Here is a 23,374-nt window from a genome sequence, read left to right on the forward strand (position 1 = left end):
TTGCAGACCCAAGAGCAGAATGCTTTGAACAAAACCTACCTTCTCGTCCACCTCAGCTCGTTGCTCGACGAAAAGATCGAAGTAATGAAGCGAGACATTGCCTCGACCAATGTTTCGCGTAACAGCGACTCCAAAAGCAGCGCGGGTGATAAACATGAAGTAGGACGTGCGATGATCCAGCAGGAACTTGATCAGCAAGAAGCGCTTCTTGCAAAAACAGTGTTGCTCCGGAATGAACTGGACCGTGTTCCGCTGACCGGAAATTTTGTTCATGCTTCATTCGGGTCCCTCGTGGAAACCACCAATGCTACCTACTTCATCTGCATCGGACTTGGTAAGGTGATGTTCGAGCAACAGTCCGTATTCGTGATCTCAAAGGCTTCACCAATTGGCAAACTATTGGAGCATAAAGCGGCGGGTGCAACGATCACATTCAATGGACAGGAAGTGAATATCCTTTCGATCCACTAAGGTTCGATAGATCTTCATTATCCCCTAGCGCTCGGACCTTGCGAGCAACGGGTACGCTACCATGTGGAAGAAGATCGTGAAGCGTATCACCGTTAACCGCTTTCAATTATTTTTCATCAACCAAGTATCCACTTGCACGGGTTCATGCAATGTTCGGTGTACAGGGCATTTGTTCGCGATCTCCACGAGACGCTTTCGTTGATCCTCATCCAGATTACCTTGTAGCTCGATCATCCGTTCAAATCGATCGATCTTTCGTGAAGTCTTTTCGTCGGCAGCTCCAGTGGCCTGTGCGTGTTCCTTTCCATGACGAAGATGTACGTATGCTTCTTGGAGATCCCAATGTTTACGCTCGGCATACATTTTCATGGTCATCGCCGTACACGCGCCCAATGCTGCGGTAAGAAGGTCATAAGGTGATGGGCCGTAATTATTGCCTCCTGCTGACTCAGGTTCGTCCGCAACGATGTGATGACCGTTGGCCAGGATCTGCGTCGTGTATCCTTCGTTGGCAATATGCGCAACAACGTCGAGCTCAGTTTTCAATTCCTCAGTGCGCCCGATAGCAGGCAGATAACGCATTACCCAATTCGCGATCATACTTCCCGCATAGTTCGAATCTCTTGGATCACTTAGTAGATGATCCGCGCCATCGAGTGACAGAAAGCTTTTCGGGTGCATGGCGGCAGTGTATAGTTGTGCTGCATTATCTATTGCTACGATGCGGTCCTGTGGGCTATGGATGATCAATATCGGTTTACCAAGTGAACCTACAATGCTTGCCAGGTCCCGCTTTTCAATATCCTCTAGGAATGAATTGGAAATGGTGAATGGCCTACCGCCGATGTTCACCTGCGCACTACCCGTTTCCTTGATCTTCTCAATATCACCGGAGAACAACTTCCGGATGTGTCCAATGTGTCCCGGAGCACCAATGGTCGTCACTGCTTTGACCTGTGCTAACGATGCACTAGCAACTATGGCCGCTGCACCACCTAACGAGTGCCCTATCATCAATACCGGAGCCGAATATTCCTTCTCCATGAACGAGACAGCAGCATAGAGGTCACTCACATTGCTACTGAAATCAGTTTCACTGAACTCGCCTTCGCTCTCCCCGAGGCCGGTAAAATCGAAACGCAACACGCCGAAACCATTGCTCGTTAGTGCCCTACTGATATTGCGCACAGAACCTAGGTCCTTGCTGCACGTAAAACAATGGGCGAATAGTACGAATTGGGTAGCCCTGCGATCGGCAGGCAGATCCAATCGGGCGCTCAACTCACTACCTGTACCATTCGGGAACGTTACTCTGGTGCTTTTCATGCAGTTCAATATAAAACCTTTTCAAAGTTCGACTTTTCAATCCGGTTGCCGAGGTGGCTTAGCGTAAGCCGTCCTGACCACAGCGACTTCCTCTATTTCGGACAATTGTATCCAAAATCAAGTACATCCCTTTGCCACCCCGACGTTCCGTTGTACCTTTGCTTCCCATTCTATTTAGAACCATTCTAAATAAGAATCGTGAATTATGCTGAACATAGAAAATCTACACGCCAGTATTGATGGCAAAGAGATCCTGAAAGGCTTGAACCTTCGAATTAACGCAGGCGAAGTCCACGCGATAATGGGGCCTAACGGTTCCGGAAAAAGCACCTTGGCCAATGTGTTGGCCGGTCGTTCGGAATATGAGGTAACAGGAGGAACCGTGACCTACTTCGGATCGGATCTACTTGAATTATCTCCTGAAGAACGCGCTTGGAAAGGAGTGTTCCTCGCATTCCAATACCCTGTGGAAATTCCAGGGGTTAGCAACATGAACTTCCTGCGAACAGCGCTGAACGAATCAAAAAAAGCACGCAATGAAGCCGAATTGAGCGGCAAGGATTTTCTAACGCTTGTACGCGAACGTGCCAAGTTGGTGGAAATGGACCCTGCTCTAATGAACCGCAACCTGAACGTTGGTTTCAGTGGTGGCGAAAAGAAACGGAATGAGATCTTCCAAATGGCAATGCTGGAACCTAAACTCGGCATATTGGATGAAACCGATAGCGGTCTGGATATCGATGCATTGCGCATCGTTGCTGGCGGTGTGAACAAATTGCGCAGTAAGGAGAATGCGTTCATCGTGGTGACACACTACCAGCGTTTGTTGGATCATATCATCCCGGATGTAGTGCACGTGATGGCCGACGGCAAGATCATCAAAAGCGGGCCAAAAGAATTGGCGCTGGAGCTGGAGGAGAGAGGATACGATTGGGTGAAGGGATAGAAAGAGGGAACGCAGATAACGCGGAAAGAAATGATCTTTATGATCGGACAACTTGTTGACCAGCTAAGGGTATACGCTGAGCGTACCATGCGCACCTGTAACGTCGACCCAATGGGTCGACCCATATTGATATGAGCACAACTACACTGATCGACCCCAAGGCAACGGTGTTGCCATTGCTGAAAGGAAGCACTTGGCCCAACGCCTCTGAAGCCTTGGCACAAGTCAATGCATTGCCGATCCCGACCAGTAAGATCGAAGCTTGGAAATACACACGCGTGGCTAAGCTGTTCAACACGGGTTACGTAGCACCCATTGGTGATGTGGCCGTTGAGCTACCTGCACGATTGGAATTTGCCACGATACGTGTTGTATTCGTGAACGGACATTACCGTGCTGACCTGAGTGATGATACGAAAGTGCAAAAAGGGATGGTGATCGATAGTTTGCACACCCATCTTTCGCACGGACCAGTGAAAGTGAATTATAGCAACATCGCTCCGATCAACGATCGATTCTTTACCGCAATGAATGGTGCAGCCCCGACCGATGGACTGATCCTGTTAGTTACTAAAGGCGTGAAAGTTGAGAGTCCGATCCATGTTCTGCATATCGTAACAGATGTGCAAGCGTTGATCCAGCCACGTGATCTAATCATTTTACAGGAAGGGGCCGAGGCGGAGGTGATCGTTGAGGTCGTCTCGGCTTCTCGGCTCCGCTCGATGACCTACGACGACTCAAACGAAGATCTAACCGGGCTCCGCTCGAAGACCTACGACGTTTCGAATACTTTGGTGAACAGTGTGCGCGAATCACATGTTGGAAAGAATGCACGTTTGACGATCCACGTGTTGCAGAATGCTGTACATAGCCCTTCTATGATCGGACTGGACGGTGTGAAGATCGATGCGAACGGACACTTCAGCATTGATACGACAACGCTTGAAGGTTCTTTGGTACGCAATGAAGTGCATGTCGCCTTAGCGGGCCCCAACGCACATGTCGAATTGAACGGTGTTTACATTTTGAACGGCACCACGCATTGCGATAATCATACGTACATCGGGCATGATGTTCCGGATTGCACGAGCGATGAATTGTATAAAGGCCTTATAGCTGAGAAAGGCACCGGTGTATTCAATGGAAAGGTTTACGTGAAGCAAGATGCCCAGCGCACACGAGCGTACCAGAGCAACGCGAATATTCTACAAGGTGATGATGCTAAGGTGTATACCAAACCAGAACTCGAGATCTACGCGGACGATGTGAAGTGCAGCCATGGTTGTACGATCGGCCGTTTCGATGAGCAAGGGCTTTTCTATTTACGCTCACGCGGTGTGAGTGAACCCGAAGCAAAAAAGATGATGGCGCATGCGTTCATTTTCGATGTGTTGGAGCGGATCAGCAATAAAGATTGGAGAGAGCATTTGGCGGGGGTGATCGATGCTAAGCTGGCAACGTTGTGATGGATAACCGCCACGACGCTACGACGCAAAAGGTTCGCAAAGAAGCGGAAAACGTTGCGCGTATTTTCGTGGCGTCGTCGCGCGGTTGCGGTTCAAGTCATTCACATTCATGAACACGAAGACCGATACAACCATCAAAAAGGCATTCGATGTCGAAGCCATCCGTTCGCAATTTCCGATCTTGAAAGAGACCGTGCACGGCAAGCCATTGGTGTATTTCGACAATGCCGCAACTAGCCAGAAACCACGACGTGTGATCAAAGCTGAAAGCATGTATTACGCCACGATCAATGCCAATGTACACCGTGGTGTGCACACGCTTAGCAACCTAGCGACCGAAGCACAAGAATCTGCACGTGAGACGATCCGTAAGCACATCAACGCGAAGCATGCCCACGAAGTGATCTTTACCAGTGGCACCACAGCGAGCATCAATTTAGTGGCGAACAGTCTTGGTAGTTTGCTGTTGAAGAAAGGCGATGAAGTATTGATCACCGGAATGGAGCACCACGCGAACATTGTGCCGTGGCAAATGGCTTGTGAGCGAGTTGGTGCGGTGTTGAGAGTTATTCCAGTTACGGATAATGGTCAATTAGCTGATTCGATGATCAGCCAATTAGCTAATTGCCGGATCCTTGCATTCACGCATGTCAGCAACACCTTAGGGACGATCAACCCGATAAAGGAACTCATTGCTGAAGCGAAGAAACGCGGTATTGTTACGGTGATCGATGGTGCGCAAGCCATGCCACACATGCGTGTTGATGTGCAAGATCTTGGTTGCGACTTCTATGCATTCAGTGGGCATAAGTGTTACGGTCCAACTGGTATTGGCGTGTTGTATGGGCGTGAAGAACTACTCGAAAAAATGCCGCCGTGGCAAGGTGGTGGTGAGATGATCGATCAGGTCACTTTCGAGAAAACCACGTATGCCAAATTGCCTTTCAAGTTCGAGGCCGGCACCCCGCACATTGCGGGTATCATCGGTTTAGGTGATGCCATTCGTTGGATGCAGGACTACGATCTCGAAGCTATGGCCGCGCATGAACACGTGCTTCTGAAACATGCGACGAAAGAGCTATTCAGTGTCGATGGCCTTCGGATCATTGGCACCGCGCAAGAGAAAGTGGGCGTGATCAGTTTCGTTATTGATGGTGTGCATCATTACGATCTTGGAACGTTGCTTGACCAACAAGGAATTGCTGTGCGAACGGGACACCACTGCACGCAGCCTTTGATGGAACGCTTTGCGATTTCAGGAACTACTCGGGCGAGTTTTGCTTGTTTCAATACTGTTGGTGAGGTGGATGCGTTGGTGGATGGGGTTAAGAAGGCTTTGAAAATGTTGCGAAAATGACCTTGGTTGAAGCCCAACAAGAAGTCGTTGATGAGTTCGCCATGTTCAGCGATTGGCAAGACCGGTATGAGCATTTGATCGAACTAGCGAAAGATCTTCCTCTGATCGCTCCTGAACACAAAACAGAAGCGAATCTTGTGCGCGGTTGTCAGTCACGTGTATGGTTGAGCGCTGAACTAGTAGCCTTCTCGACTCCGCTCGAAGAGCTACAAGTTGTCCACTTCACCGCTGATAGCGATGCGTTGATCACCAAGGGAATTGTTGCATTGCTCGTGCGTGTATTGAACGACCGCACACCGGAAGAGATCCTGAACACACCACTCACCTTCATCGGATCAATTGGCCTTCGCGAACATCTTTCACCGAACCGCAGCAATGGATTGGCAGCAATGCTCGATCAAATGAAGCGATACGCCCTAGCCTACTCCGGGAAAAGCGCAAAACCATGAAAGCCAATTTTACCGCAACCCCGCATCAAGTGCAGGGCAAGCTGCAACGACGCAACGCTGAACTTCAGGTCCGGAACTTGTGGTTCAATAGCAGTTCAATGCATACATCAATGCCATGACCACAGAAGAAAAGCAGCAACTCGAAGACCGCGTTATCCTTACGTTGAAGTCGGTGTATGATCCTGAGATCCCTGTGGATATCTACGAGCTAGGATTGATCTACGATGTAGTGATCCACGATGATGCTAGCGTCTACATCAAAATGACCTTGACCAGTCCGGCATGTCCTGTTGCGGGAACACTCCCCGGCGAGGTGGAGGATAAAGTGGCGACTGCCGCAGGTGTAAAAAGTGCAAAGGTGGAGATCACCTTCGATCCCGCGTGGGAGAAAAGCATGATGAGCGAGGCGGCTCAATTGGAGCTTGGATTTATGTGAACCATCCCCCTTTTGTGGGATTAACCAGTGCGGTTGGATCCAATAATTTTACGTGATCAAATCATCAACCTATGAAGCCACGCAATTACTCTTTCTTGATTGCCGTTTTTTTGCTCAATGCTTTTCCCATCCAGGCTCAACTCACTATCCTTACTCAGTTCAACCCATCGAACACCGGTGGTTTGTGCGGGATCGCCTATAACTCCCCCGTTGGTGAGGTATTGGTTATTGGCTGCAGCGCCAACACCATTGATCGATATACGGAGGACGGCACCTTTCTTACCTCAGCAGCGATGGTCGGTGGAACCGCGAATGATGTTGACATCGATATGTCGCCGACCGACCTGATGCTCAATGGCACTTTCGTGGACCAAGGGCAGTTGCTATTGGTCAACGGCGAAAGCGGCGTAGCAGAGATCTTCGCCATTGACGAAGTAACGAATGAGGTCATCGACACGCTGATCACCGACTACGGAGTAAGTCATGTTGTAGGTGGATCCTATCATCCGCTTCGTGGCACTTTCTACTTGGTGCAGGATAACGTTCCCAGCGGTTTCAATGGAAATCGGGTTGCTGAGATCGATGCTGCTACTGGCGACACCTTACAAACGTTTCCACTCGATCCGAATTTCGATGTGAACTTCGGTGATATGGACATCTCTCCGATCTCCGGCAATTTGTTCATCGTAAGCAGTAGTGATGCTGGTATTGCTGAGTTCACCCCGGATGGTGTATTCGTACAGAACCATGCGCTTCCCGTTGGCATATCTGGTCTAAGCGGGATCGCGCTGGATAACGATCTGGAAGGCGCATGGGTCTGCAACACGAGTGGCGTGGTTTGGAAGCTGGGAAACTTCCCGTTAGGCATTAATGAGGAAGGTTTAAGTAACGACATATCGGCCATCTATCCCAACCCGGCAACGGATCAAGTCACCGTCACTTTTAGTTCCGCAACAAGTGAAAAAGATAGAATTCAGCTGAGGGATGTTCTGGGCCGATCGGTTAAAATGCTAGGAACGGGCAACCGGAGCGTTGGGTCCACGAATATCACTTATGATATCAGTAGTGTACCCAGTGGATCTTACTTCATCAGTGTTGATGGGGCCTCTGGAACAGTCGCGCGCCATTTGGTGGTAGTACGACCATAGACCCTCTTTTCAAGGTAACTTTGTCGCGTGTCAGAGATCATCAACAAAGTAGCCAGCAGTGGCATCATCACCTTAGACCTTGAAGAGCTCTACCCCCAAGGAAAGCGTGTGGTATTCGATCTGAAGCCATTGCTCTGGGAAGAGGTAGCGTTGAAAGAAGCTGACCTTCGCGCATTCGTAAAGGAGCATGACTGGGCGCAATACAACGACCAATTCGTGAGCGTGCATTGCTCGGCTGATGCGATCATACCTACGTGGGCGTATATGTTGGTAGCTACACAATTGCAACCACACGCAGCATTCGTTTCGCAAGGCGATCTTGAACAATTGGAGCGTGCGATCTTTACACGGTTCGTTGCGCAATTGGATGGTGCTCCTTACCAAGATTCTCGTGTGGTGGTAAAGGGTTGCAGCAAAGTACACGTGCCACTTAATGCGTACGTGGAACTCAGTGCCAAACTGTTACCCGTTGTGAAGAGCTTGATGTTCGGCGAGCCATGTAGCACAGTGCCATTATACAAAGCACCGAAACCGTCGACGTCATAGTCTTTTCAACTTCCAACTGCCCAACGTATCTTCACGGCATGCGTTCCTTGGTTGTTCTTATCGCGCTCTTGGCGCATGCATTTCTCTTTGCTCAAGTAGATACCGCCACTGTTCCATTTAGTGAGAACGGTTGGTCGCTTTCGCCACATGGCACCATTCGTGTACTGTTGATCTTCGCCGAGATCGAGTACGATAAAACTCCTAGTGATGACCCGAATCCCGGCGGTTCGGATCATTGGCCCAAAGGCAAACTTCCCGTTTGGAAAGATGACGTTTTCGACCCGCAGCTTTCACGCGCACCTATAGCAATGGTAAGCCGGTATTACCACGATATCTCGTTGGGCCAATTCGAAGTGCTGGGTGACTACATCGATGAGATCGTAACGATCAAAGAAGGTGAGAACCCTTCGATCAAGAACGTCTTCGGCTTGGGAACTTTGGCCGTGAAAGAACTCGGCTCACGCAACGGACTTAAAACCCATCACAACCTCAGTATTTCGGACTTCGACCTATGGAAAAGAGGCGGTAAACCAGGGCTTCCGAAAGAGGCCGGACCCGACGACCCGCACAGCTACGACCATGTGATGGTGATCGTTCGGAACAGCAGACTCACCCATGGACAAGGCAGCGTGGATAGCGGCAGCCCCGGAAAATTAGTCGGCTACGAAAGCGATTCTCAAAGCCGCTTCGGAGGCATGAATGCCCTACCCTTCGAGATCCTGAAACATGAGTTCAATCACCTGTTGCTCGGCGGTAATAATTTTCACAGTGGTGGTGGAAACGCACCTATGTTCCAAAGCTATTTCATGTCGCTGCAAGGTGGTTGGAGCATGATGGGCGCAGCGAACAGCTCATTGCTTACCGCCTGCGCATGGGACCGGGATCGACTGGGATGGCGAGCGAAAGATGGTTGTAGCAGGATCAATGCACGAGACGCAAATTCCAATTGCGTTAACGGTGATCTGGATCCTTTGAATGGCGATACAGGAGTGTACGTGATCCGTGATTTCGTTACGACCGGCGATGCATTACGGATAAAAATGCCATACCTCAACACAAATGAATATCCGCAGTTCCTTTGGCTGGAGAATCACCAAGGTTGGAAAAACAATGGCTCACCTACGGATCGGTTCCACTTCGAAAAAGACATGCCATGCGTACAAGGTGTCGTGCCAGGGATCTTTGCCGTAATGCAAGTGGATCGTGAAGAAAAATCGGGCAAGGAGATCTATCGTGGAGAAGCCGACTACTTGCGTGCATTGCCAGCTTCCGGGTTCTATGATATGTATCTCCGAGGCGACACGGTACGTTTCGAATGCCTGTGGCCCGCAAATACAACACCGTTGATAGTAAAGGATGGTCTCGCTAATCCACTGTCAGGCGCAAGTGAATTGGAAGCCCCATTGTTCGATACGCGTGGTGCCGATGTGCTCATGCGTTCGAAAGATGGCATCGTTCCGAAGGTTGAGGTGCGCAACGGTAACTACATCGACGAGGCCATGTTCTATGGACATGCCCGACAGATCTTCACAGTGAACGGCAATCGCGAACTAGGTCTTGGAACGAACCCGCCTTTGGCGAATATGCTCACGCTTACCAGCTCTTCCGGCAAGACGAAATACAATGGATCACCACCGGACAACAGGGTCGTTCACTTAACCGGGATCAACGTGGAACTGACCGAACAGCGAACGGATGGTTCCATCGTGTTGCAGGTTCGGAATGATATGACATTAGTGGATCAGGATGTACGGTGGTGTGGTGATAGCATTGTGTTGCACACACCTGTTGACACGAACAACTATGCACTTCACATTGCGGAAGGTCGTTCTGTTACGATCGATCGTTCAAGAACACCTACGCGTATTGCTGACCCTGATACCGTTCGGAACGAACGCTTTTTCAGTAAACGAACAACATTCGTGATCGAGTCCGGTGCACATGTTCTCATTGACGATAACGCTGAACTCAACGTGACCGGTGGCTCGGTGCTTCATGTGATGCCGGGTTGCGTCATCGACCTTTCAGCAAGTGCCAAGTTCTCCTCTGATAAGGACTCGCGCATTGTGTTGCACGGCGATGCCATAGTGAACGGCACGGCCAAACAATTGAAGGACCTCTGCAAGGAAGGGCGATCGGAACGCGTGCCATGAAGTTCACTATAGGGAAGTGGTCCTTTGTTGTGATCTTACTGGCTGGACTTTTATACATCGGCAGTTCGTATACCTATCGCTATGCCGGCGACAATGGCAACGCGTGGCGCACAGCGATCAACAGCGATGGCGTGGGCTATTACGCGTACCTGACAGGACTCTTCATTGAGGGCGACCTAGCGAAAGCCGACGCAGCAGAACAGCATTTTACACCAGCGGGTAACAACCGGGTGATCCAATATTATTGCGGCACTCCCCTACTCATCGCGCCGTTCTTTCTCGCTGCAAAAGCATGGACCGCCATCACCGGTTACACCGACCCGACCGCAATGAGCATGCCCTATCAGATCGCTGTTGGTGTTGCGGCATTCTTCTATTTGGTGTTCGGTCTATTTCAACTTCGGAAGGTGTTGCTGAGGTTGGGCATGAGCGATGTGATCACCGCAATGACGCTAAGTGTCATCACTTTCGGAAGCGGCCTTTTATATCACGCGGTGATCACGCCTTCCATGTCACATGTTTATGGCTTTGCGCTAATTGCACTTGCTTTGGCCGAGGCGCAACGAGCATGGCACGGCGGCAATTACGGACTGCTTCGGACAAGTATCGTTCTCGGTCTAGCGTTATTGGTACGTCCGACCCACGCACTGATCATTCTTGCACTTCCGCTGGTGGCCATCACTGAACCAAGACCGTTGTTGGTATGGATCCGTGAACACGAACTCAAGCACTGGATCATCGCTGGATCCGTTGGACTTGCCATCCTGTTCATTCAACCGCTTGCATGGTATCTGCAATGTGGTCTTTGGTGGGTGGATCCTTATGCGGGTGAAGGATTCAACTGGAGCGATCCACATATCTGGTCGGTGCTATTTGGTGCACGGAAGGGATTCTTTTTCTACTGGCCTTTGCTGCTGTTGGCGATACTGGGTCTGATGTTGATCACCGTGCGATGGCGCGGGATCGGTGTACTTGCTTGGATCGGGTCCGCGTTGATCATCTACGTTACCAGTGCCTGGTGGAGTTGGTACTACGGTTACGGTTACGGCATGCGACCATTGATCGACATTCTTCCTTTGCTTGCCGTTCCTATTGCAGTTCTGTTCAAGTCATTGCGCACTCCGATCCGGAATGGCTTATTCGGACTTGCCATCCCACTGATGGTTCTTCAACTATTCCAAACGTGGCAATACCAGAACGGGATCATTCATCCATTCAATATGGACAAAGAGAAGTATGCCATGATATTTTTACGATCCGACGATCAGTGGCGTGATCGGTTCGGATGGTCGAACATGGCTCCTCCGTTCGCCCCCAACGGCTTAAATCAACTAGCAGACACAACGTTCTACACGGGTAATACGAGTGGCGTGATCAACGAGAAGGAGCGCCTCTCGCTGGCCTTGGTTGTCACTCCGGAAATCCTTCCTGATCACAGGACAATACGTGTGGAACTTTCGTGCGGCCGCAGTGCCGTGGAACACAATGCATCCAATTCGGCCCAGTTGGTCTATTCGCTGCGTAAGAATGGAACTGATCGCGTTTACCAGACCTTCCCGCTCAATGATATTCGCCTAGCCGATGACAGACCATGGAGAACATGGAACCACTCCTTCAATGTACCTCCAGCAGATCCCGATGAAGACCTGGCGATCTATGTTCTTCAGTCCGGGAATGGATCCGTGCAGTTGCATGATCTGCGGATCGCTGTGAGCGCCATGAAATAAGTTCAATAAGCCCGCACGTTCTTCCCCTCCATGTAATTGATGAACGCTCTGTTCACTACGCGATTTCCACCCGGTGTGGGATAGTTGCCCGTGAAGTACCAATCACCCAAGTGGTCCGGGCAAGCGGCATGTAGACCCTCGATGCTCTGGTAGATCACTTTTACCTCGGCCTTAATATCCGGTGGCGTTAGCATCTCGGCGATCTTATCGCTGATCTGTTCCGCAGTAAATGGTGCGTAGATCGCTTTTACCACATTCTCCTGCTCAGTGAACGGTCGACTTACCATCTCAAGGGCGCGATCGTAAACATCGTCGATGATATTCTCTTGCGTGGTCTCTTGCAGCAACTCAATGGCCGCACGGAACGCCGCAAGATCACCCATCTTCGCCATGTCGATCCCATAACAATCGGGATACCGGATCTGGGGCGCACTGCTTACAACGATGATCCGTTTCGGCCCTAGCCTATCGAGCATTTTAAGGATGCTCTGCTTCAACGTGGTACCGCGCACAATGCTATCGTCGATGACCACAAGATCATCCACATCACGGCGCACACTGCCGTAGGTAATGTCGTATACGTGCGCAACAAGGTCATCGCGTGCGTCATCTGCTGTAATGAATGTGCGCAGTTTCGCATCCTTGATCGCCACCTTTTCCAACCGCGGTCGCAAAGCCAGAATGGATCGGATCTTTTCTGCGGATGGGTTCGCTCCCAGTGCAAGGATCCTTCGTTCCTTCACCTTGTCCAACTGATCATCCAATTCCTTCAGCATTCCGTAGAACGCCACCTCGGCGGTATTGGGAATAAAGCTGAATACCGTGTTCTCCAGATCATGGTCCACAGCTTCTAGAATGGCCGGACAGACCGATCGACCCAACGCCATACGCTCTTGGTACACATCGCGATCACTGCCGCGACTGAAATAGATCCGTTCGAAACTGCACGAACGTTTTTCCAACGGTTCCAGGATCTTTTCTTCACTGAACGTTCCGGCCTTGCGAATGATCAACGCGCAACCCGGAGTCAATTCGTTCACGTTTTCCGTGCGCAACGCGAATGCTGTTTGAATGGCCGGCCGTTCACTCGCTACCACCACAACTTCATCATCGGCATACCAATACGCAGGACGAATTCCCGCTGGATCCCGAAGTACGAACGCATCACCGTGACCGATCATTCCCGCCAACGCATAGCCGCCATCAAAATCGATCGCACTTTGCTTGAGTATGCTTTGCACGTCCAATTTCTCAGCCATGATCTTGGTCACTTGCCGATCATTATATCCCAACTGTTGGTGAAGTTGCACCAAGCGATCGTTCTCCTTATCCAGGAAATGTCCGATCTTTTCCAGAACGGTCATGGTATCGCTGCGCTCCTTGGGATGCTGACCAATGCTCACCAACAGGTCGAATAGTTCATCGACATTGGTCATATTGAAATTCCCTGCAACGACCAGATTGCGCGTGATCCAGTTGTTCAACCGGCGTCTCGGATGGCAATTTTCCTCTCCATCTTTCCCGAATGTAGCATAGCGCAAATGGCCCATTAGCAACTCACCCATGAATGGCATCCGCTCTTTCAATGCGGCAACATCATTCAAGCAATTCGTATCGGATGAAATAGCCTCGTTATATCCACCGTGGATCTTGGCGAAGATCTTTTGGATCGCTTGTTTATCCGTACTGCGGGAGCGGTCGATGAAATTGAGGCCTGGTGTTGGATCCAACTTGATCGTTGCAACCCCAGCGCCGTCCTGTCCTCGGTTATGTTGTTTCTCCATCAAGAGATACAACTTATTGAGGCCATAAAGCGGCGTACCGTACTTCTCTTGGTAATACTCCAAGGGTTTCCGCAAGCGGATCAGGGCAATGCCACATTCATGCTTGATCGCGTCGCTCATGGAAGAAGGCTCATCGGTTAAGAATGCAAAGATAGTTCGTTGAAAATGCGTGTTGCCTTAACCGGAACCACTCTAGGCGGATCACCCTTATTCGCTAATGCTTAAGGGGAACTCACACAAAAAACACCGTTCATGTTGGTTTCCAGAAGGTTTCGAGGCAACTGGAATACCCTCTTTCATGTCTATCTGGTGTAATTTAGCTGATCCGCCAGAGCGGTTCCATGCGAGCTATCCTTTCCATATTCTTCCTATGCCTTGTCGGCGTAGGGTTTGCAGCTACTCCTGTTGCTTCGTTCACGGAGAACAAGGGGCAATGGCCCGACCAAGTGCTTTACCGCGTGGAATTCCCCGGGGGAGCCTTGTTCGTGGAGCGCGAGGCGCTTATCTACGTGCTGCGTTCCGGCGGACATCAGCATGGTCATGCAGGTGAATCGCTGGATGAACCTGCTCATGCCCATGCCTATCGGGTCCAATTCGTGGGTGGTCATGCGCAGGGCAGCGAAGGCCGGATGAAGCAGCCTCATTACGAGAATTTCTTCCTCGGTGACGACCCCACCAAATGGGGAACCGGTTGTGCGCTGTTCGGAGAAGTGCTCCTAAAGGATATTTGGCCCGGGATCGACCTTCGCTTCGATGGACGAAGCGGACTGAAATACGAGTTCATCGTTGCTCCCGGAGCAGATCCTGATCAGATCAAGTTGCGCTTCGAAGGTCATGACGACATCGTGCTCAAGGATGATCGGTTGATGGTACGCACAACTGCCGGTGAGATAGTCGAGGAGGCACCCGTGAGCTTTTATGCTGATGGCTCCGTTGATGATGAGATCCTGTCGGCATTCAGCTTGAAGGATAATTTATTGTCGTTTGCATTAGAGGAAGCGATCGACGCATCACGCACGTTGATCATCGACCCGATCCTCACCTTCGGTTCCTTTTCCGGAAGTACCGGAGATAACTTCGGTTTCACTGCAACATACGATGCCACCGGGCACCTTTACGGGGGCGGAAATGTGTTCGACATCGGGTACCCAACGACCGTTGGCGTGCTCGATCCGATCTTCAATGGAGGTACGTGCGACGTTGGAATTTCCAAATGGTCGCCTGATGGAACAACACTTGTATGGAGCACCTATCTCGGTGGCACTGGCGATGATCTGCCACACAGTTTGGTGGTGAACACGAACAACGAACTCTTCGTAATGGGTTCAACTGGTTCCAGCGATATGCCTGTTACCGCAGGATGTTTCGACCCTTCTTTCAATAGTGGGTCCGTGGCATTCGTTAGTAGTTACAATTACCCGAACGGATCTGATATCTACGTTGCACATTTCAATGCAACTGCGACATCATTGATCGGTTGCACGTACGTTGGCGGCTTGGGTAACGATGGCCTCAATACCGGTCCGCTGAATTTCAACTACGGTGATCAATTCAGAGGAGAGATCGCATTGGATGCCAATGAAAAACCGGTGATCTCTACTATTACTGCCAGTATCGATATGCCGACATCACCCGGCGCGCCACAGGCAACCAATGCCGGAGGAGCACACGACGCTTATTTCTTCCGATTGAATGCAGCGCTTACTGCGATGGAATGGGGCACGTACCATGGCGGAACGGAAGACGACACGGGTTTCGGTGTTCAATTCGACAGTGCTGGGAACATCTTCACGACCGGTGGCACGCAAAGTTCCAACCTACCAACGGCCGGGTCGCCAGCAGCAGGGTCCTTTTTCGGTTCGAGCGATGGATACATAGCGCGTTATTCACCGGACGGTAGCTCCTTGTTATCCACAACATTCGTGGGCACGGACAATTACGATCAAAGTTTTCTCGTGCAATTGGACCTTCTGGATAATGTCTACATCGTTGGCCAAACGCATGGTGCGTATCCCGTTACTCCGGGTAAATACGCAGTACCGAACAGCTCGCAGTTCATCCATAAGTTCAGTAATGACCTCAGCACATCGATTTGGAGCACGCGGATCGGCAACGGGAATGGCAACGAGGATATTTCGCCTTCTGCTTTTCTGGTAAGCGATTGCGGACAGATCTATTTCAGTGGTTGGGGTGGTGGCACCAATAATGTAGGTGTACCCATCAACAGCACTACCATTGGCCTGCCTACAACTCCCGGTGCATTCCAATCCACGACCGATGGAAGTGACTTCTATTTGATGGTGTTGGAACCCGATGCCGATGCACTCAATTACGCAACATTCTTCGGCGGTGCGGTGAGCAGTGAACATGTGGATGGTGGCACTTCCCGCTTCGACAAGAACGGAACGGTTTACCAAGCCGTTTGTGCGGGGTGTGGCGCAAATAGCGATTTCCCGACCACGCCGGGTGCATGGAGCAATACGAACAACAGTTTTAATTGCAATCTCGGTGTATTCAAATTCGATCTCGCAGCACCCAATGTGCAGATCGGCATCGCCGGACCCAACACGATCTGTTTCCCGAGCGATGTACAGTTCACGAACACCAGTACCGGAGGAAACACCTTCCTGTGGAACTTCGGCGATGGCGGTACCAGTACGGATTACTTGCCAACCCATACGTATACGGAGGAAGGTACGTTCACGGTCACCTTGGTCATGTCCGATAGCTACGGTTGCTCGCCTTCGGATAGCGCATCGATCACCGTAATAAGTAACAGCGGACCTGTTGCGAGCGTGGATCCCGCACCCATCATCTGCCCTGGTAGTTCCATCCAATTGAATGCTTCGGGTGGAGACACATACAGTTGGTCACCAACAACAGGATTGAGCGACCCGACCATTGCGGACCCGATCGCAGCACCTGCAGCCACAACGAACTACACCGTAGTTGCCAGTGGCATCTGTGGAACGGATACCGCATCCGTGAATGTGATCGTGGATATTCCAGCAGGAACGGCCATGCCCGATGCGAGTGTTTGCATAGGCGACGACATTGAACTGAGCTTGCTTTCCGGCACCGTGCAGAGTTGGGATCCCGACCCTACTCTTTCCAGCACAACCAGCCAAACGCCGACAGCAACGCCATTGGATACGACTACGTATTACGTCACGATCGTATCCGACCAAGGATGTATTGTTACGGATTCGATCACCATCTATGTCATTGATGGAGTTCCAGACCCGGTACTCGTGGATACCGCGATCTGTACAGGTTATTCCGTACTCCTCACTGGCCCGGTTGCGGATAGTTGGAATTGGCAGGCATCAGCGGATCTTACTGCTTTGAATACGCAGAGCACCACCGCAACGCCGATCATTGGAACAACGTATTACGTGGTTGCCACGAATGTTTGCGGTTCCATTACCGACAGTGTTCGTGTGAGTTTGATCACCGTGCAACCAGCGGCATGGCCGGATACCATCGTGTGTCCCGGTGCGGAAGTGCAACTCTTTGCGAACGGTGGTGTGGAGTACAGTTGGTCGCCACCGGAAGCGTTGAACTATCCGGATACCGCATCACCGATCGCTGTGGTCTGGGGACCGATCACCTACAGCATTGAAGTAACCGACGAGCACGGATGCATTGGCAACACAACACTCTCACTTACCACCTGGCCTTTACCGAACGTGTTGGCCGATCCGGATCAGATCATAGAGTGGGGACATACCGCACAACTCGGTGCCGTTGGCGACGGACTTCTTGTTTGGGAGACCGTTGAGACCTTGAGCTGCGATACCTGTGATTCGCCGATCGCGAAGCCGGATTCCAGCACCACCTATACCGTTACCGTTACCGATGTGAACGGATGCAAGAACACCGATGTGGTTACGATCCTGTTGGATGGATCACTCTACGTGCCCAACACCTTTACACCGAACGGCGATGGCGTGAACGATGTGTTCCGAGCGTGGGGCAAAGAGATAAAAACCTATAAACTGTACGTCTTCAACCGCTGGGGCGAGCAGATCTTCTCCACGGAACAACTTACCGGCTTTTGGGATGGCACATACAAAGGCGTGGACTCACCGATCGACACCTACGTGTGGAAGATCCACGTGAGCGAGATCACCGGGAACAGGCGCATACTGTATGGGCATGTGAATTTGGTTCGGTGACGTCGATCAGAAGATCAGATAATTAGACGATCAGATAATTTCGTGACTGCTTGGTCTAAGAAAGAGGAACGCTGATTTTTATGATGGTTATGATGAGCGCTGATGCTAATTGCTGATCCTTATTAACTGTAGTGCTCAGCTTTCCGAATTTGTATTTTTAAGAATGTAGGAGGTAGTTCTGCTCCCGAACGGAACAAATCGAAGATCGAAACCAGCCAAAGGAAGATCGATCCAACAATATGACCTCAGAGTATTAGGAATCAGAATTATCCTTTCGGGCTATATCCCGGGAAGGAATTTCCCCTTCTCCAACCCCAACCATTGCAATGCAGCACCGCTGAGCAATTGTTCTTTGGTGGTAGTGTCCCACGGCATGCTTTTGATCAAGGTGCCGGGTTCCAATTCGCCGAGGGGGAATGGGTAGTCCGTGCCCAAGGCAACGCGGGCCGGGCCGAAGAGTTCCATGACGTATTGCAACACTTTAGGATCGTGGACCAATGAGTCTATCCAGAACTTACCGAGGTAATCGCGTGGGTTCACGTTGTTGTCCACTGCGCAGAGATCAGGGCGTACATCGAAGCCATGTTCTATTCTACCTATTGTTGCAGGGAATGACCCACCGCCGTGCGCAAAGGCTACGCGCAACTTGGGTAAGCGTTGCAACACACCACCGAAGATCATGGAGCTGATCGCAACCGTTGTTTCCGCAGGCATTGCAACCAGCCATGGCAACCAATACTTGTCCAACCGATCGGCACCCATCATATCCCACGGGTGTACGAACAATGCCATGTCCAATTCCTCGCATGCTTGAAAGATCGGGAATAAGCGCGGCTCGTTAAGGTTAACACCGTGAATGTGTGTTCCGATCTGCACACCCACAAGACCGATTTTCTTGCACCGCTCCAACTCTTGGATCGCAAGCTCCGTGTCCTGCATGGGCAACGTACCGAGTCCGATGAACCGCGTAGGATGCTTTTCTACAATGCCTGCAATATGATCGTTGAGGAACATGGAAAGGTCCAACGTGTCCTTCGCCTTGGCCCAATAGCTGAACATTACCGGCACGGTGCTGAGTACTTGCACATGCACATGCTGCTGATCGCATTCGTCCATGCGCGTGCGCGGGTCCCAACAGTTGGCTTGCACTTCGCGGAAGAACTTATCGTCCATCATCATGCGCGCACAACCGGGCTTGTGGTGGTCCAAATGAATGAAGCCACGGTAGCCGTACTTCGAACCAAAATCCGGGATGTTCTCCGGGAGGATGTGCGTGTGGATGTCTATGGAGAAGATCTCGGCCATTTATGATCAGAAGATCAGACGATCAGATAATTAGACAATTGAGAGAGTGGTTGGTCGAAGAATTGGAACGCTGATGACGCTGAAAAAAGATGATAAACGCAGATCAAAGGCAAGTTTGTGGATCTGCAAGATCGTTCAACCGATCACGTGAATCGGGGATCGGTCTCCATTTCGTGACCGCATTCGTTACACGTTCGCAGTTCCTTGCTGCCATAGAATTCCTTGAAGCGCGGTATGAAATCGGTTTCGATGTTGTGTAGGACGAAGTAAGTCTCGTGCAGTTTGTTGTTGCATTTGTCGCAGAACCAGAGCAGGCCGTCCTTCATCTCGCGGTCCTCGCGTTTGCACTCGATCACCAAGCCCACACTACCTGCTGGCCTACGCGGTTGATGTGGTGTTTTGCCGGGCAACAGGAACATCTCGCCTTGTTTGATCGGGATGGTAACGGCCTTGCCATCTTCCTGTATCCCTACTTCAATGTCGCCTTCGAGTTGGTAGAAGAGCTCTTCGGTTTCGTTCCAATGATAGTCCTTGCGCGCATTGGGGCCGCCAACGGCCATTACGATGTAGTCGCCTGCTTCGCTGTATAGGTTCTTGTTGCCAACAGGCGGTTTGAGCAGATCGCGGTTGTCTTCGATCCACTTGTGTACGTTGAAGGGCTTGCGGATTGGCATGGCAGCTTGTTTTGATCGGCCTCTAAGGTAAGCCTTCAGCCTGATGCCAACAGATCTTCAGTCCGCAGTGAATTCCATATTGTAATGGTATTGATGGGCGTTGCCACTCACGATCAATGCTCACACGGCTCTGCAACCGGGAACGAACTGAAAAATGCGCCCCTATTTCCCTGATCGACCTGCGGCCAAGAGCAACGCTCCATTGGTGCGCATGACACCCGCCGTATAAGCCGGGTCCTCACCAAAGCCATTCAACTTCGGATCGTATTTCATTATTGCGAATGGGAAGTCCAACGCGTCGGTATTGGCACCATCGAATTTCTCGGCCTTCATCAGGTTAATGACCATTGCCAAGCTCAGGCTTGCAAAATTCTCCGGAGTGATCTTGGCATGCGTATCGATCATGATCCTCTTGGGAACGAACCCTTCCCGTTGGAATATAATACCATACTCTTGATCCTGCTTTAGTAGGAGTTCATACTTGCCCGAGCGGCCTGTGACCTGTGAATGAACGCTGTCGTTGTTCTGATAAACGATGACCGTGCAGCTATCCAATTTCGTGCCTTCCGACTTTACCAAACCATTGGTGAACATTAGTGGGATACGTTCATCACTCGCCTCCTGAGCCGCACAATAATTGGATACCAATAAGAGCGTTGCTGCTCCAACAATTCGAAGTGTGGCAATGAATTCCATGTGCGTTATTACGACAACTCAGGAGCAAAGGTTCGTTCATTCCCGATCAGGCCTTGGCAAAGCTTGCTGAAATAAGTACGGGCGAACATTTCTGCTCGCCCGTTTCCTATTCGATCTTCAACTGATCAACGCACAACAAAGCGCTGTTCCGCAACTCCCTGTGCCCCGCTCAAGCGAAGTACATAAGAGCCCGTTGCCAGTACACCGGCCAAGTTCAAATGTACTTGCTGACCGGAGGAAAGAGCGCGTACATCAGAATGGATCATACGACCTGTAAGATCCAATACGTCGATGATGACCTTGTCGCTTTCGCCACCATAGGTAATGGTAATGTCACCATTGCTCGGATTTGGGAATACGCTCCAAGCAATGTCCTGGATCACACTCAAGCCAGTACTAAGATCCACGTTGACCGTGTAATCCTCAACCTCTCCATATGCAGCGTTGCCACAAGGTGATGGGTTGCCTGTATAGAGCATACGGATCCGCATACGGGTACTACCTAATGTTGCATTCAACGGGGCCATGATGTCGCCTGTGAACGATACAGCGCCATCAGCAGATGCCAACGCATACGCTTCACCCACATCGGTGAAATCCTCGTCCTGGTTCCAATCCACCCAAACAGCAACTTGGTCCTCTGGATAAAAAGCAGGTCCATTCAACACCGTCATGGACACGGTTGAACCTTGTGTGATCGTGGTGCTTTGTGCTGTATAATCCACTACCGGTCCATCCGAACAGCCACTTGTGTTGTTGATCATTCCGAAGGTCACTTGTGCGATGTACTCATCACATGTTGTAGCACCTGCTACGCAATAACCTGGAGCACAAGCAACGGCAGAAACGTTGATGCTGTATGGACCATTTGCAGCTACGGCATCATATTGCACGGGTAGGTAATAGGTTCCAGCCTCCAACGCGATGTACTCCATGGTCGCATTGCCCGAAACGCATGTGGTAAAATCGGTAGTTGATGCAAGTAAGTAATCATTTCCTGCAGGACAGCCTGGGCTTAAGAAGATCCAGACACCTTCGAATGCAGGGTCCGTATCGCAATAGGAGATGGTCACATTCGTGCATTCCGTCGTAGTGAACGCGTGCCAAACGGTAGGGTTAAGCCCCTCCAGGTCTGAACCTGCTTCGAAGTCGTTGGTATTCGTAGCTCCGGCTGTTGTTCCGGTGAATGTCAACGACCCACCTGCATTGAGCGCCTGTGCCGTAACACTGGAACATAGATCGTTCACAGGTGCAGCAATAGGCCCTACCACATTGACCGAGTAATCCTCAACTTCGCCATACCCCGATGTTCCGCACGGAGAGGGAGTTCCTTGCCACATCATTCTGATTCGCATGCGCGTTGACCCCAACACCGCGTCAACAGGTGCATCGATCGTACCCGTGAATGTCACGCTAGCATCCGCAGAAACGAGTATGAACGCTTCTCCAGCATCGGCGAAATTCTCGTTCTGGTTCCAATCCACCCAGACCGCTACCTGATCATCCGCATAGACATTAGGTCCATTCAATACGGTGATCGCCAATGACGAGCCTTGAGGAACATCGGTACTCTGTGCCGTATAGTCAACCGCAGGGCCGTCCGTGCACAATGTTGTATTATCAATGGTACCGCAGATCACTTGAGCGATATACTCATCGCATGAATCAGCACTTGCATCGCAAAAACCAGCAGGACATGCCACGGCGGAAACGTTAATGGTATAAGGACCAGTTGCGGTGGCGTCCATCAGCACAGGGTAGTAGTACGTTCCAGCTGGTACATACTGGTACTGTACCGTGTAATTACCATCCACGCACGAGGTATTCTCGTAACCCGTATTGATGATCGCATCGATTCCAGGGCAGCCAACGGACAGGTTGATGAACAAGTTCTCGAATGCTGGCGTTGTTCCGCAGTAATCCAAGGTCAAAAATGCACAATCGGTGATCGTGAACGCCTCCCATACTTGTGGTATGCCAAAGCCCTCAGTATCCAATGCACCGGTATTGTCACCATTAAAGGTCACCGAACCACCGATGGACAAATTCTGGACAACTGCCCCAGTACACTGATCATTGGCCGGCACTCCAGTAGGAGTATAAACACAGGTAGTGAAGTCCAAAATGGTCTGCGCCGCACCATAATCCCAGTTATAGACCCGGTAATAATAGGTGGTTCCGATCACCGTATTGAGCGTAAGCATTTCCTCTTCTCCACGCAGCGTCGCATCGATGCAGTTGATCGACACCAATGACGCGCAAGCGCCAGAATACCCTTCAATAATGGGATCGTATCCGCCCACATCATCGCCTCCGCCCGTTACGGAGATGACCGATACCGTACCGGTCGCAACAAATGAGAACCATACATCATTCGCACTTGGCGAAGTGTATGTACTGCATGTATTCGGAGCTAGTGACTCCCCTGCTCCTGTAGCGGTTCCTGCAACGGGCACACAACTCGGGCCCACGGTGATAACGATCGCATCCGCACATTCATCGTTCGCGCTGCCTCCACGCGAAAGATCGACCGGCGCGGCAATACCATTGGAGTGTTTTTTCAATGCGTAACCTGCTTTTTGCGCAACACTCGTTAGCGTTGCGTTCGTCTGCGCAACGGAATTTGCGGACATGAGTGCCGCAAGCGCCATTGCAGCAATGGTCTGGTAGAAGTTCTTCATATGTTCAATTCTGGTTTGAGGATCATCCTGA

At 50.8% G+C, this 23,374-nt stretch carries 17 protein-coding genes; 11 read left to right on the top strand and 6 right to left on the bottom strand.

The window, feature by feature from the left end; all coding sequences use genetic code 11:
- Nucleotides 1-24: 24 nt before the first annotated feature.
- The gene (locus IPF95_03200; GenBank protein ID MBK6473700.1) at nucleotides 25-471 is read left to right on the top strand and encodes a 3-oxoacyl-ACP synthase; all 447 of its coding nucleotides are present in this window, start codon (nucleotides 25-27) and stop codon (nucleotides 469-471) included.
- A 102-nt stretch (nucleotides 472-573) separates the two neighbouring features.
- On the opposite strand, the gene IPF95_03205 is transcribed toward IPF95_03200, so the two are convergent.
- Complete coding sequence (locus IPF95_03205; GenBank protein MBK6473701.1) at nucleotides 574-1,797, bottom strand: OsmC family protein; 1,224 nt, start codon at nucleotides 1,795-1,797, stop codon at nucleotides 574-576.
- A gap of 205 nt (nucleotides 1,798-2,002) precedes the next feature.
- Between IPF95_03205 and sufC the strand changes: the two genes are divergently transcribed.
- From sufC to IPF95_03250, 9 genes are all read left to right on the top strand, one after another.
- Nucleotides 2,003-2,743, top strand: coding sequence for a Fe-S cluster assembly ATPase SufC (sufC, locus tag IPF95_03210; GenBank protein ID MBK6473702.1), 741 nt, complete (start codon nucleotides 2,003-2,005; stop codon nucleotides 2,741-2,743).
- A gap of 131 nt (nucleotides 2,744-2,874) precedes the next feature.
- The gene (sufD, locus tag IPF95_03215; GenBank protein MBK6473703.1) at nucleotides 2,875-4,209 is read left to right on the top strand and encodes a Fe-S cluster assembly protein SufD; all 1,335 of its coding nucleotides are present in this window, start codon (nucleotides 2,875-2,877) and stop codon (nucleotides 4,207-4,209) included.
- Nucleotides 4,210-4,318: 109 nt separating this feature from the next.
- Nucleotides 4,319-5,566: a cysteine desulfurase gene (locus IPF95_03220; protein ID MBK6473704.1), complete on the top strand. Its 1,248-nt coding sequence runs from the start codon at nucleotides 4,319-4,321 to the stop codon at nucleotides 5,564-5,566.
- Nucleotides 5,563-6,015, top strand: a complete 453-nt coding sequence (locus IPF95_03225) for a SufE family protein (GenBank protein ID MBK6473705.1) — start codon at nucleotides 5,563-5,565, stop codon at nucleotides 6,013-6,015. The genes IPF95_03220 and IPF95_03225 overlap by 4 nt, the downstream gene beginning before the upstream one ends.
- A gap of 115 nt (nucleotides 6,016-6,130) precedes the next feature.
- Complete coding sequence (locus tag IPF95_03230) at nucleotides 6,131-6,451, top strand: SUF system Fe-S cluster assembly protein (protein MBK6473706.1); 321 nt, start codon at nucleotides 6,131-6,133, stop codon at nucleotides 6,449-6,451.
- Between the two features lie 71 nt (nucleotides 6,452-6,522).
- Nucleotides 6,523-7,599: a T9SS type A sorting domain-containing protein gene (locus IPF95_03235; protein MBK6473707.1), complete on the top strand. Its 1,077-nt coding sequence runs from the start codon at nucleotides 6,523-6,525 to the stop codon at nucleotides 7,597-7,599.
- Nucleotides 7,600-7,626: 27 nt separating this feature from the next.
- The gene (locus IPF95_03240; GenBank protein ID MBK6473708.1) at nucleotides 7,627-8,145 is read left to right on the top strand and encodes a DUF2480 family protein; all 519 of its coding nucleotides are present in this window, start codon (nucleotides 7,627-7,629) and stop codon (nucleotides 8,143-8,145) included.
- Between the two features lie 38 nt (nucleotides 8,146-8,183).
- Nucleotides 8,184-10,298: a hypothetical protein gene (locus IPF95_03245; GenBank protein ID MBK6473709.1), complete on the top strand. Its 2,115-nt coding sequence runs from the start codon at nucleotides 8,184-8,186 to the stop codon at nucleotides 10,296-10,298.
- Entirely contained in the window at nucleotides 10,295-12,025 is a 1,731-nt protein-coding gene (locus tag IPF95_03250) for a hypothetical protein (GenBank protein MBK6473710.1), read from the top strand. The genes IPF95_03245 and IPF95_03250 overlap by 4 nt, the downstream gene beginning before the upstream one ends.
- Before the next feature lie 2 nt (nucleotides 12,026-12,027).
- Here IPF95_03250 and IPF95_03255 read toward each other — a convergent pair whose 3' ends face one another.
- Complete coding sequence (locus IPF95_03255; protein ID MBK6473711.1) at nucleotides 12,028-13,929, bottom strand: amidophosphoribosyltransferase; 1,902 nt, start codon at nucleotides 13,927-13,929, stop codon at nucleotides 12,028-12,030.
- A gap of 221 nt (nucleotides 13,930-14,150) precedes the next feature.
- Here IPF95_03255 and IPF95_03260 point away from each other — a divergent pair, with 221 nt between their 5' ends.
- A complete protein-coding gene (locus IPF95_03260) occupies nucleotides 14,151-17,987 on the top strand; it encodes a gliding motility-associated C-terminal domain-containing protein (protein ID MBK6473712.1) in 3,837 nt (1,278 codons plus the stop codon).
- A gap of 279 nt (nucleotides 17,988-18,266) precedes the next feature.
- On the opposite strand, the gene IPF95_03265 is transcribed toward IPF95_03260, so the two are convergent.
- The 4 genes from IPF95_03265 to IPF95_03280 form a co-directional block, all read right to left on the bottom strand.
- The gene (locus tag IPF95_03265) at nucleotides 18,267-19,292 is read right to left on the bottom strand and encodes an amidohydrolase (GenBank protein ID MBK6473713.1); all 1,026 of its coding nucleotides are present in this window, start codon (nucleotides 19,290-19,292) and stop codon (nucleotides 18,267-18,269) included.
- A gap of 143 nt (nucleotides 19,293-19,435) precedes the next feature.
- The gene (locus IPF95_03270; GenBank protein MBK6473714.1) at nucleotides 19,436-19,966 is read right to left on the bottom strand and encodes a 3-hydroxyanthranilate 3,4-dioxygenase; all 531 of its coding nucleotides are present in this window, start codon (nucleotides 19,964-19,966) and stop codon (nucleotides 19,436-19,438) included.
- Nucleotides 19,967-20,128: 162 nt separating this feature from the next.
- A complete protein-coding gene (locus IPF95_03275; GenBank protein ID MBK6473715.1) occupies nucleotides 20,129-20,662 on the bottom strand; it encodes a hypothetical protein in 534 nt (177 codons plus the stop codon).
- A gap of 125 nt (nucleotides 20,663-20,787) precedes the next feature.
- The gene (locus IPF95_03280; protein ID MBK6473716.1) at nucleotides 20,788-23,343 is read right to left on the bottom strand and encodes a T9SS type A sorting domain-containing protein; all 2,556 of its coding nucleotides are present in this window, start codon (nucleotides 23,341-23,343) and stop codon (nucleotides 20,788-20,790) included.
- Between the last annotated feature and the right edge of the window lie 31 nt (nucleotides 23,344-23,374).

It is taken from the genome of Flavobacteriales bacterium, assembly GCA_016704485.1.
Lineage (GTDB): Bacteria > Bacteroidota > Bacteroidia > Flavobacteriales_F > PHOS-HE28 > PHOS-HE28.